Raw genomic sequence first — 12,405 nt, 5'->3', positions numbered from 1 at the left:
ATTGTTAAAGAGCATTGACAGCAACGCTGTCGCGTCGTTGTCAGGCTGCGTATATTACGGCAACCAGTTTTGAAGTCAAGCGCATATCGCACTTTAATTTCAGGAAGTTTAATAAGTAACTTTCGATACTGATAAACACCTTTACCTAGCGGCTGTTGCCGTGTCAGTGAGGTCGCATTATAGAGATCTAGATTAACTTGGCAAGTTTTATATGTCGTAATTAGCCAGATAGATTGGACTGTATGATAATCGTTCATATGAAGTGCATTAAGTGTGTGCAGGCTGAGTAAGTTCGGAAAGAAAGGTGATTATTCATACAATAATCACCTTCTTATTTACTTACACATCAATATTCTAGATATAAGCAGCTTATTTACAGCTCTGCTTCATCGGACTTGATTTGACGTATATATAAGTACACAGTATGTTTTGAAATATTAAGTTTATCCGCAACCATATTGATCGCATCTTTAATATCAAAAATACCTTGTTGGTGAAGTGAAATTACAATGTGCTTATTTTTAGCATTATTGGCAATATCAGTTCGGTTGTTAATATCAGCAATTGTTTCCTCTACAGAGCGATCAACCAATTCTTCAACTGTCGTTGCGAAATTTTCAGAAGACAACTCAGTTTCTCTTGTCTCAGGTGTAGGTAATAACTCCTGAACAAAATCAATAAACGATGCACCAATATTAATGTTGATACAAATTAAACCAATTGTTCTTTCTGAACGATTTTTGATTGCGATCGTCATCGAACGCATCATTTGACCATCTTTTGTCTGTGTAAAATAAGCTTTAGAACATTGCTTATTTTGTGCAGATATATCTTGCAGCATCTTTAATGCTAAATCGGTGATCGGCGAACCTTCAACACGACCTGTATTAAAACCATTTTCAATTTTAATCACAGAACGGTCTACACTTTCCAATGAGTGTAAGATCACTTCACATTGCTTACCAAATAAAGTAGCAATACCTTCAATAACACCATCATAAGATCTTAAAAGACGATAGTCTTCATCCGTAAACGTATATGAACTTGTCAATTCATTCTCAATATTATCTAGTTCAAGTAGCACAACTATCCCTCGTCTATAGTTAAGCCTATTTGGTAGGCTAGGTTAGCATAGTTAAACATTAAAAACCTTGAGCCGGATTCCAGATATTATATTAAAATAAAATATCTGGCCGATATTAATAACTATACACATACATCAAGGTAATCACTTCATCGCTTGTTTAACATAAACATCAAAGCGATTTTTCTTGGTTTCAATTGCCATGCTTGGTTCAGCATTTGCTATATATTCAGCATAATCAGGACGTTTAACAACAACACGCTTCGTCGCTACACGCATTGCCGGTTCAAACAGACCATCCGCATCTAAGTCAGCTCCAACTAAAGATTGAAAAACGCGCATCTCTTTTTTCACGAGTGCCGATTTCTTCTTATGTGGATACATAGGATCAAGATAAACCACATCAGGAGTAATACCCAAATCTTCTAGTTTAGATAAGCTTGATGCAAATACCAATTTTAGCCTTGTTCCAATCCAATCACCAATCTCAGTATCTTCAACCGCTCTCTTTAAACCATCTTCCAGTAATGCCGCAACAATTGGCGAGCGTTCTAACATAGTGACATGACAACCTAATGATGCCAGCACAAATGCATCTCGCCCTAAACCTGCCGTACCATCAACGACAGATGGTGTTACACCAGACTTTAAGCCTACCGCTTTTGCAATAGCCTGCCCTTTACCACCACCAAATTTACGACGGTGATTAACCGCACCACCAGCAAAATCAACATATACAGAACCTAACTTCGGCTCATCAAGTTTAAATAGCTCAAGTCCCTTATCCGAATATACTAATTGAAATTGAGCATCGGCCACAGGCTCAAGAGAAAAACCCCACTGTTTGGCAAGTGCTGCGATATGGTCAGAAAAGAGTGAATCAGTTGTGATTATTTGTATGCTGTTCATGTAGGCCTGATAAGGTTAGATGTAATTATTCGAGTTAGATTGCCTATATTAGCAAAAAATACGAATACAACCTAAATTCAGTTCATGATTAAATGAAGATAAAGAGTGTTAATTAAAAACACTTTCATTTTTAGTCATAAACTCTAATAGCTCATGCAATGGTATCGGACGACATAATAAGAAACCTTGTGAGTAATCACATTTGTTCTCTTGTAGATAATTCAATTGTGCTTTTGTTTCGACGCCCTCAGTAACAACTTTCATCCCCAGATTATGGATGATAGTAATGATACCATCGAGCAGTAAATTATCTTGTTGGTTCTCAGGAATATTAATAATAAAACTACGATCGATTTTAACTATATCAGCAGGTAAACTACGTAAATAATTTAGTGATGAATAGCCCGTACCGAAATCATCAATCGCAATTTTAACTCCGGCATTTTTTAAAGCGTTAATACGTTGCATATACTGACCATCCATATCCATCAGTAAACTTTCAGTTATCTCCATTGTCACCGAACTATAAGGTAAGTTATGTGACGCAATAACTTTGAGCCATTCAGAAACTTGCATGTCAACAGTCTTAAATTCAAGACTAGAACGGTTTACACTCATTTCAATATAAGGATAGCCAGCTTCATGCAAAATTTTCAAGTCACAGCACGCCTGATCTAATACATATTCCCCTAAGCCTTGAATAAGACCACCTTCTTCAGCCAGTGGGATAAACTCTGCAGGTGAGATAAAACCTCGATCTTTATGCTTCCAACGAACTAAAGCTTCTACCTTATCAATTTTACCCGTGACATTATCAACTATAGGTTGATAGTACACATCAAGACTGCCGCGTTTTATCGCATCAGCTAATTCAACAACTGTTTGATGTTTAAGTATCGCTGCATCACTTAATTCTTGCGTAAACATAACGCATTGATTTCGGCCTTTACGCTTTGCTTCAAATATTGCTTGCTCGGCACTTTGCATTAATGCTTCGACCGATACCCCATCTTCAGGGTACATAGTAATACCGACTGATGCTGTCACGTAACGCTGCTGATTTGAGAGTTGATAAGCTTGCGCAAAAACACCTTGTAACTGTTTAGCATATACTTCGGCTTGACGTTTATTCACCACTTCGGGAATGATAAATGCAAATTCATCGCCATCAATTCGGGCAAGGAAATCATTATCTCGACTTCGGTATTTTAATCGCTCCGCAGTCTCTTGCAACAAGCGATCTCCGGCCATAAAGTCTTCTGAATTATTGATCGATTTGAAATCATCAATATCAATATAGAGGATCGCAAATTTCTGACTATTCTTTGCGGATTTATCGATAACCTGACGAATTTCAGCACTAAAATACTGACGATTAGGCAAACCAGTGAGCGTATCAAAATTAGACTGGCTCATAATCTGTTGTTCTGTTTTCTTATCTTCTGTCACATCAGTAAAAACAGCAAAGAAATATTTAAGCTTATCACCTTCTTTAATACTCGAAAGCGTCACTTGTTGCGCAAATATCTCACCCGCTCGATTACGACTCCAAATAACACCTTTCCATTCGTTGTTATTTAATAACGCTTCTGAAATGCCATTATAGAAGGCTTCATCATGAACACCTGAACGTAATAGATCGTGCGTGCGCCCTATCGCATCTTCGGCGCTATAGCCTGTGATGTCTTCAAAAGCAGGGTTAACATCTATAATTCTTTCATTCGCATCACACAACATAATACCTTCAGTACTATGTTTATACACACTTTCAATAATGGATAGTCGCTGCCTGTTATCTTGCTCTTCAGTGAGATCTTGAATAGTGTTAATGAAATATTGAATATTATTAACGTCATCTTTAACTGCCGTAACCGTTAACTTTGTCCATAAGATACTGCCGTCACGATGGCGATAACGAGTATTAAGTGTGAAGTTATTACGCTTGTTGGCATATATTTCTTGATAATATTCTTCAAACTGCTCTATATCTTCATCAAAATATAAATTCAGGCTACTGGTATTCAGTACACCCTTTTCACGTAAACGATGAAAATCTTCCAATTCATAACCAAACATTTTACATGCCTGTTTATTCACCCATTTAATTTCACGCTTCGCATTTAGCTTGACTAATCCTACAGGCGTCGTCGCTAAAACAGTTTCAAGAATACGCTCTTGCGCAGATACCCTTTTTTTAGTTAATTCCTCGGCGGTGATATCTTTACTAATACAATCTAGACGATACACCAGCCCCGATTCATCAACAATCGGATAAATATCACTTTGAATTCGCTTTGCATTTCCTTCTAGTGTCGTAATATTGAAAATACTACGTATCGACGTCGTTGAATTAGACTCGATAGCATTATAAAAATCACGAAATACAGAAGCTTTGTCTGATTTATGAACTAATGCTAACAAAGCCTCCAGTTTATCAATTTTTTCTACATTCTCGGTTTCAATAATACTGGCGGCAGAATCAGAGCATACTAATTTATCCTGCTCCAAAAAGTAGCTCCAACTACTTAAGAGACCTTTGGCTATATTATCTTCTAGCCAAAAGGTATAAGCATTTAGTTCTTCAGAATAAGTGGATGTCGTCGGAGTATCAGATAGCGTGCTGCTAGGGGTAAGCTGAATTTCTTTTTCTAAAAACCCGGAAACTAAACGGATTAAATTTAATTCGAGCTTATGTCTAGAAAGTTGGCGAGGGAAGAACGCCGATAATACACCAATAGGTTGACCAGATACATCATTTAAACGGATACCTAAATATGCTTGTGCTTGCCATTCTTGCAGTAATTTTTGGTCAGGGAATCGTGATGCTAAATCTTGCTCATATTCAGCATAGCCACGTTGATAAGCAGCGAAGCACGGCATAGATTTAAAATCAATCACAGCATTAGGTACGAATACTCCCTGCTGTAAACAAGACAGAATGGATAAATCCAAAGACTCAGGGCACACTGTCGCAACATAAAGAGTGTCAACACGCAGTAATGTGGCTAAATTAGTGAGAAACAAATCCAGATGGTTTGGCTCAAATAATAGTGTCGTATCAATGTTCATGTCACTAAGTGTGAGTGTATCAATCATACATCCTTGTCCAGAAATTCAGTTAGTTTAGCTACAGTAGATTGATATCCTTTCAATTATTACCACTGCTTATCTAAAACTATGGTAATACTTTAGCACTAAAAATATAGTAGTAAATATCACGTCAAGATAATACACAATTTACCACTATTTTAAAATCAAAACTAAACGATAACTGCTACAACTCAGCAGTTATCCATTGTATTAATTAATTCCTGAATGATTTAATAACGCATATGTACTTGGTTTACGCCCACGGAACTTTACAAATAAGGCCATAGGTGTATCACTGCCACCACGTTCAAGCACACAGTTCATAAAGTCACGACCCGCTTCGGCATTAAAAATGCCTTCTTCTTCAAAGCGTGAGAAGGCATCTGCGGATAATACCTCAGCCCATTTATAACTGTAATAACCCGCCGCGTAACCACCAGCAAAAATATGCGAAAAACCATTTTGGAAACGATTAAATTCAGGCGCCGGTAATACGGATACTTTTTCTCTTACCGAATTTAATACCGATTGAATATTTGAACCTTGCGCAGGGTTATATTCCATGTGCATCCGGAAGTCGAATAAACTAAACTCAATTTGACGTAACATGCCCATCGCAGAATTAAAATTCTTAGCGGCTAATAGTTTATCTAGCATAGCTTGTGGTAGAGGTTCATCCGTTTCGTGATGACCCGAGATAAACGCAAGCGCCTCTTCTTGCCAGCACCAGTTTTCCATAAACTGACTTGGTAGCTCTACCGCGTCCCAAGGCACACCATTAATACCTGATACTGCGGCAGGTATTACTTTTGTTAACATATGATGCAAACCATGACCGAACTCATGGAATAACGTCGTCACTTCATTATGGGTAAATAGCGCAGCCTTATCACCAATCGGTTTATTAAAATTACAGGTTAGGTAAGCAACCGGCTTTTGCAACTCACCATCAGCTTTAATACGGTGAGTTAAGCAATCGTTCATCCAAGCTCCACCGCGCTTATGCTCTCGTGCATAAAGGTCAAGATAGAAACTACCGCGTAATTCACCCTCTTCATCAAATATTTCGAAAAAACGCACATCGTCATGCCAAGATTCTGCACCAAGTTCTTCGATTATATTCAGGCCGAATAGGCGCTTAACCACTTCAAACATGCCTTTAATAACACGATCTTCAGGGAAATATGGACGTAACTCTTCATCAGAAATGGTGTATTTAGCTTGTTTTAACTTTTCAGCATAAAATGTAAGGTCCCACGCTTCTAACGTTTGAGCCATGAAATTATCTTTTGCGAAGGCTTGAATTTCAGCTAATTCAACTTCAGCTTGCGAAACTGATTTATCAGCAAGGTCAGTTAAAAATTCAATCACTTGCGCTGGCGTTTCAGCCATTTTAGTGGCTAATGATTTTTCGGAAAAATGAGCAAAACCAAGTAATTCAGCAAGCTCATGACGCAGCGCAATAATCTCGTCCATTATCGCCGAGTTATCCCACTTACCAGCGTTGGGACCGACATCCGAGGCTCGAGTACAGAATGCCTCGTACACTTCACGACGTAATTCTCTATTTTCAGAATACATCATCACAGGTAAGTAGCTTGGGAAGTCTAATGTAAATAGATAACCTGTTAATGATTTACTTTCTGCTGCTGCTTTGGCTGCCGCTTTCGCTGATTCAGGCAAGCCAATAAGTAATGCTTCGTCAGTGATCTCTTTTTGCCAACCTAAAGTGGCATCCATAACATTATTACTAAATGTTGACGTCAGTTGTGATAAACGTTTAGTGATCTCACCATAACGCTGTTTATCGTCATCCTGTAAATCAATACCTGATAATCTGAAATCACGTAATGCATTGGTGATCACTTTTTGCTGTGCTGTTGATAATGTTGCAAACTCACTACTGTTATGTAAACGCTGATACGCTAAAAACAAAGCTTGGTTCTGCCCAACTTTAGTTTGGTACTCTGACAATAAAGGTAAGCAAGCATCATGAGCTTCACGTAACTCAGCACTGCTCACCACTGCATTCAAGTGGCCAATAGGCGACCAAACACGTCCTAACCGATCATCACTTTCTTCTAGAGGTGCAACCAAGTTAGCCCAAGTGACAGCATCTTCATTTGCTAATACGTTAGCAATAACCGCTTCACAATCAGTAATAGCCTGCGTGACTGCCGGCACTATGTGTTCGGGTTTAATACTCGCGAACGGGGGTAAACCAGTCATAGTCAAAAGTGGGTTAGTCATAGAGTAATCCTATTTATAATGATATTAATTAGTTAATGCGGCTATAAAATGATAATTTCAAGTATAGTGAGTAAATATCGAAAAACGTTCAACGCGTCAAACTAGCATTGATAGGTAAAAGTAATGACTGTGAATGGCTTTACCTACTAATAATATCTCTCAATTCAGTTTAAACTGTGTAATTAACTTTATTACAAAACAAGGTGATGAACTTAGTCATATAATAAGTTCATCTTCTCAATTAAGGACTATAAGAATATGTCACAACATTTTGATTATATTGCCATTGGTGGTGGTAGCGGCGGTATTGCATCAGCGAACAGAGCTGCAATGCACGGTAAAAAAGTAGCTATCATTGAAGCAAATGCGCTAGGTGGTACTTGTGTTAATGTTGGTTGCGTACCGAAAAAAGTGATGTGGCACGGCGCACAAATCGCCGAAGCTATGCACCTTTATGCAAAAGACTATGGCTTTGATGTTGAAAATAAGGGCCTTGATTGGGGTAAATTAGTTGCGGCACGTGAAGCGTATATCGGCCGTATCCACACTTCTTATGACAATGTATTAGGTAATAATAAGGTTACTGTGATCAAAGGTTTTGCGACCTTCGTAGACAAGAACACCGTCAGCGTAAATGGTGAAACCTACACAGCCAATCATATTCTGATTGCAACTGGTGGTGCACCAACAATTCCTAATGTGCCAGGTGCTGAGCATGGTATTGATTCGAATGGTTTCTTTGAATTAACAGAGCAGCCAAAACGCGTTGCTGTTATCGGGGCTGGTTATATTGCTGTTGAACTAGCAGGTGTATTAAATGGTTTAGGCAGCGAAACACATTTATTTGTCCGTAAAGAATCTCCACTACGTAGCTTTGATCCAATCTTAATTGATACCTTGGTTGATGTAATGAATACCGAAGGTCCAAAATTACATACCAACTCAGTACCAAAAGAAGTAGTGAAAGAAGTAGATGGTTCTATCACTTTACACCTTGAAAATGGCGAATCACAAAATGTTGATACCCTAATCTGGGCTATCGGGCGTCATCCTTCTACAGACAAAATTAACCTTGCAGTAACGGGCGTTGAAACCAATGACCGTGGTTACATCAAAGTAGACGAATACCAAAACACCAATGTTGATGGTATCTACTGTGTAGGTGACATCATGGAAGGTGGTGTTGAACTAACACCAGTTGCAGTGAAAGCAGGCCGTCAATTATCTGAACGTCTATTCAACGGTAAAACAACAGCTAAAATGGATTACAACCTTATCCCTACAGTTGTATTTAGCCACCCACCAATTGGTACTATCGGTTTAACGGAACCTGAAGCAATTGCACAGTACGGTGAAGAAAACGTAAAAGTATACCAGTCTGGCTTTACTGCTATGTATACTGCAATAACTTCAAACCGTCAGCCTTGTAAAATGAAATTGGTTTGTGCCGGTAAAGAAGAAACCGTTGTAGGTTTACACGGTATTGGCTTTGCTGCTGATGAAATGATCCAAGGTTTTGGTGTCGCAATGAAGATGGGCGCAACCAAAGCGGATTTCGATAGCGTTGTTGCCATCCACCCGACGGGCTCAGAAGAGTTCGTTACTATGCGCTAGATCTAGCTCATATTCTGGTGTGCATATAATTGATATGCGCACCAACTTTCCCACTTTCATTTCAATAATATTCTCTATCTCGCTATAGAGATCACGAAACGACCCCTCCTTGTTAAATGCGCACATAAAATGCTTAACATTCACTTAACAAGTCGATATATTATTCATACGTTAGCATTAACGACTTAACCATACTTTGCAGGCTCACCACTTTCTCACCATATTGATAAGGATATTTTTATGGGCACATTATTGCAGCCAATCACCTACCTGATTAGCCGATTATCATTTCAGAAAAAGTTTGGTTTAGTGATCTTACTACTTGCCACACCGATTGTATTTTTCTCATTTAAAATCATCTCGCAAACACAAAAAGATATCGCTTTTGCGGAATCAGAGCTACAAGGCTATCACTTATTAAAAGCCCTACCTGAGGTTGCCAATAAGTTAATTGATTTTCGTCACCTGTTAAGCTTAGAAGTTGCAGAACTCGAACCTGGAGATGACAAGATACAACAAGCACAAGAGCTAGCAGAAAACACCTTCAATCAATATTACCGCACCTATACGGCGGCAACAGGATTACAATTATCGGCATTTGATAAGATCACGACCGATTGGCAACAACTCAAAGCAGACAGTGGCTTCCTATTACCAGAAGAGATTTTCTACGCTATCGATTTAATGTTAGAAAACTTGCGTATCGGTACCCGTGAGATCAACAGCGAAAGTAAATTATTATTTGATCCACAGCTAAGCAGCTATTACCTGATTAATTTAACTCAAAGTCAATTACCAAGACTCACCGACTTCTCTTATCAAGTGAGTGATAAAGCGGCTGAAACTGCAGCATTTGCCACTTTTACAGCCACCAGTTTTGATGACTTAAGTCGCCGCATTGACCAGCTAAGTATTATTTTTTCGGCAACAGACAATGATGTTCAAGCATTAGTGGCTATTAATCCAGATTATCACAACACGTTATCCCTACCACTTGAACAAATTAAAACGACCATGACAAAACTCGAAGACTTACTCGACCATCAGTTAATCAATACTAAATCTGCCGAGATCAAAGTTGACCCAAATACCCTGTACCGCCTAGGCGAAAAGTTACGTATCAATATAGATGATTTATATCAAGTTGCTTTTAGTTCCTTAGGTGATGAAATAACGCTTAGACTGAGTGAAAAAAACAAGGAGTTAAGTATTTTTTACGCAATACTGATTACCTTATTCGTAGTTTGCATGGTGATCTTATTAAGCATTTATATCTCTCTAACCGAAACGATACACAGTATCAGTCAAGTTGCACAGAATGTATCAAATGGCGACCTTTCGCAAAACGTGAAGATTGTCAGTAGTGACGAATTAGCCATTATTGCCCAACATTTCAATAGCACTATTGATGGCATGCGCACGTTAGTCAAGCAGCTCAATAGCAGTGCCGTTGATGTGCATAGCTCAGTACAAGATATTAAAGATAAAACCAATTCCGCAGAAACTACCATCACCGCGCAGCAAACGGAAACTCACCAAATAGCGGCAGCAATAAAACTAATGGCAGCCACATCAACGGAGATGGCTATTAATGCCAATGATGCAACCAACGCAACGCATGATGCTGAGCGTGCAGTGTTAGAAGGTAAACAAGTTGTAGATCAAACAATTATCGCCATTAATGCCATTGCTTCAGAGGTACAAACATCGAGTGATACGATTCAGAAATTGGAAAATCGTTGCGCCGATATTGGTGGTGTAGTGGAAGTGATCAAGAGTATTGCCGAACAAACCAATTTACTGGCATTAAATGCCGCGATTGAAGCCGCTAGAGCCGGTGAACAAGGCAGAGGTTTTGCCGTGGTAGCTGATGAAGTGAGAACACTCGCAAGCCGCACCCAACAATCAACCAATGAGATCCAAGCAATGATTGAGCGTGTTCAATCTGGCGCAAAAGAATCCGTAAAAGTAATGGCTGTAGGCAGAGAGCAAGCTAACATGGGCGTAATGCAAGCCAAGGAAGCCTCAAATACCTTTGAAGCGATTACATTATCAGTCGATAAGATCGTGTCACTCAATAACCAAATAGCCAGTGCGATTGAAGAACAAAGTCTCGCGGCAGAAGAAATTGAACGTAATGTCAGTAATGTATCAGCGGGTGCCGACTCAGCACGCTCTGTTGCCACAGGCGCAACCCAATCAGCGCATAACTTATTAACGGTTGCTGACAAGCTCACTGAAGTCGCCGAAGAGTACGCTTTTTAAAATCTCTATTTTAACATTTTGAATTAGTGGCTGAGCGTGCTTTATTGCTTTAAGCCACAATTTAACTATTTGAATATAAGTTATCCCGCATGAAACACTAGATCTGAATAAACTTGCCGATTACACTACTAATACGCCCTAACCCACCCTCCGAAATTGGTACAAATGAAAAATCAAAAAAAAGCCATGTTGCTCGGTTTAATAACAGTATTACTCTGGTCAACGGTAGCCTCCGCATTTAAAATCACCCTTAGCCATTTTGCACCAATTAAAATGGTGTTAATTGCCTCATTAACCAGTATTTTGCTACTTCTGGGTATTGCTTACCAACAAAAAAAATTGCATTTACTCAAACAATATTTTGTTAAGCAACCGCTATTCTATTTTACACTAGGGGTGATTAATCCGCTTCTCTATTATTTAGTGTTATTTAAAGCCTATGACTTACTGCCCGCATCACAAGCCCAGGCCCTAAATTATACTTGGGCAATCACACTGACATTATTATCAGTGCCTTTTTTAGGTCAAAAGATCCGAAAAAAAGACTGGGTAGCAATCTTATTCAGTTATACCGGCGCCTTAATCATTGCCACTAAGGGTGATCTATTAGGGCTTAATTTTGAAAGTCCACTTGGGGTTGTATTTGCATTGTTAAGTACATTGATTTGGGCAAGTTACTGGATTATTAATGCGAAAAATAACAATGATCCTATTATTAGTCTGTTACTTGGATTTTTATTAAGTTTACCCTTTACCCTTGTCGCAACCGCGCTACTCGCAGACTTTAATTTTAGTTCTATAGAAGGTATTTTAGGGGCAATTTATATCGGTTTATTTGAAATGGGGATTTCGTTTGTACTGTGGTTAATGGCTATTAAATTAGCCACCAATACAGCGCAAGTAAGTAATCTTATCTTTATTTCACCGTTTATCTCGCTGTTTTTATTAAGTGCCATTGTTGGGGAAAAAATTCACCCTTCGACCTTTATCGGCTTAGTAACAATTATCATCGGACTCGCCATCCAACAAATTAACTGGCGTAAAAAACATCGAACCGTAACAGCAAAATAATGATGACACTTGGTGGATGATAAATAAAATCAGCCACCAGCTGAGTTAAATTAAACCCTAATAATGACTTAATAGCGGTTTAATTACTGAAAGTATCACAATCCCCATTACCTCCTCTTGCA

8 protein-coding genes are annotated in these 12,405 nt (G+C 38.8%); 3 read left to right on the top strand and 5 right to left on the bottom strand.

Annotated features, from left to right (window positions below):
- From BT797_RS24130 to prlC, 5 genes are all read right to left on the bottom strand, one after another.
- Positions 1–257: hypothetical protein (locus tag BT797_RS24130; protein ID WP_217653260.1), on the bottom strand; the 257-nt coding region annotated here is incomplete at its 3' end.
- 116 nt (positions 258–373) lie between these two features.
- A complete protein-coding gene (locus BT797_RS15105) occupies positions 374–1,084 on the bottom strand; it encodes a helix-turn-helix transcriptional regulator (protein WP_045108728.1) in 711 nt (236 codons plus the stop codon).
- A gap of 144 nt (positions 1,085–1,228) precedes the next feature.
- Complete coding sequence (locus tag BT797_RS15100) at positions 1,229–1,993, bottom strand: class I SAM-dependent methyltransferase (protein ID WP_045108727.1); 765 nt, start codon at positions 1,991–1,993, stop codon at positions 1,229–1,231.
- Positions 1,994–2,101: 108 nt separating this feature from the next.
- Positions 2,102–5,089, bottom strand: coding sequence for a sensor domain-containing protein (locus tag BT797_RS15095; RefSeq protein ID WP_045108726.1), 2,988 nt, complete (start codon positions 5,087–5,089; stop codon positions 2,102–2,104).
- Between the two features lie 204 nt (positions 5,090–5,293).
- Entirely contained in the window at positions 5,294–7,333 is a 2,040-nt protein-coding gene (gene prlC / locus BT797_RS15090; RefSeq protein WP_075472663.1) for an oligopeptidase A, read from the bottom strand.
- A gap of 258 nt (positions 7,334–7,591) precedes the next feature.
- Here prlC and gorA point away from each other — a divergent pair, with 258 nt between their 5' ends.
- The 3 genes from gorA (at position 7,592) to BT797_RS15075 (ending at position 12,283) form a co-directional block, all read left to right on the top strand.
- Complete coding sequence (gene gorA, locus BT797_RS15085) at positions 7,592–8,947, top strand: glutathione-disulfide reductase (RefSeq protein ID WP_045108724.1); 1,356 nt, start codon at positions 7,592–7,594, stop codon at positions 8,945–8,947.
- A gap of 240 nt (positions 8,948–9,187) precedes the next feature.
- Complete coding sequence (locus tag BT797_RS15080; protein WP_075472661.1) at positions 9,188–11,212, top strand: methyl-accepting chemotaxis protein; 2,025 nt, start codon at positions 9,188–9,190, stop codon at positions 11,210–11,212.
- A 165-nt stretch (positions 11,213–11,377) separates the two neighbouring features.
- Positions 11,378–12,283 (top strand): DMT family transporter, encoded by a 906-nt coding sequence (locus BT797_RS15075; RefSeq protein WP_045108723.1) that lies wholly within the window; start codon positions 11,378–11,380, stop codon positions 12,281–12,283.
- Positions 12,284–12,405 lie beyond the last annotated feature (122 nt).

This window comes from Moritella viscosa (assembly GCF_900120065.1).
Lineage (GTDB): Bacteria > Pseudomonadota > Gammaproteobacteria > Enterobacterales > Moritellaceae > Moritella > Moritella viscosa.
Note: the sequence above shows the minus strand (reverse complement) of the source record. Positions and strands in the feature narration are given on the sequence as shown.

Coding starts and splice junctions, on each gene's coding strand:
- BT797_RS15100 (WP_045108727.1), bottom strand. CDS start 1,993: ATGAACAGCATACAAATAATCACAACTGATTCACTCTTTTCTGACCAT.
- gorA (WP_045108724.1), top strand. CDS start 7,592: ATGTCACAACATTTTGATTATATTGCCATTGGTGGTGGTAGCGGCGGT.
- prlC (WP_075472663.1), bottom strand. CDS start 7,333: ATGACTAACCCACTTTTGACTATGACTGGTTTACCCCCGTTCGCGAGT.
- BT797_RS15095 (WP_045108726.1), bottom strand. CDS start 5,089: ATGATTGATACACTCACACTTAGTGACATGAACATTGATACGACACTA.
- BT797_RS15075 (WP_045108723.1), top strand. CDS start 11,378: ATGAAAAATCAAAAAAAAGCCATGTTGCTCGGTTTAATAACAGTATTA.
- BT797_RS15080 (WP_075472661.1), top strand. CDS start 9,188: ATGGGCACATTATTGCAGCCAATCACCTACCTGATTAGCCGATTATCA.